This window comes from Methanosaeta sp. UBA356, from assembly GCF_002496465.1.
In the GTDB taxonomy this organism is placed as follows: domain Archaea; phylum Halobacteriota; class Methanosarcinia; order Methanotrichales; family Methanotrichaceae; genus Methanothrix; species Methanothrix soehngenii.
Genome location: NZ_DAKC01000031.1, coordinates 1 through 374, shown reverse-complemented (window position 1 = coordinate 374; position 374 = coordinate 1). Strand labels below are relative to the sequence as shown.

The window sequence follows — 374 nt, the reverse complement described above, 5'->3', positions numbered from 1 at the left end:
GCTGTCCCGGCTATCTGGGGGCTGGCTAGATCTGAAGCCAGATCAACTACCTCAGGCGGATTGTTGGGAACGGCCTCAACCACAAATTCAGCTGTCTTGGAGCTATCTCCTTCCGGATTGTGGTTGTTGTCCCGAGCCCTGACCTCGATGGTATGGGAGCCAATATCCTGCTCGGTTGTTGTCCAGTTCCAGCTCGGGATGGAGGTGAACTCAGTCTGAGCCACGTCATCCAAGAGGAACATGAACTCCAATGTATCATTTTCCGGATCGGACGCGGCTGCAGTGAAGGTCACTGCTGCGCCGGCTATCTGGGGACTGGCTAGATCTGAAGCCAGATCCACTAGCTCTGGAGGATTGTTGGGAACTGCTTCAAC

Annotated in this window: 1 pseudogene; it reads right to left on the bottom strand. The window is 54.8% G+C overall.

Annotated features, from left to right (window positions below):
- Positions 1 to 374, bottom strand: a pseudogene (locus BP727_RS02235) (hypothetical protein); the annotation flags it as partial.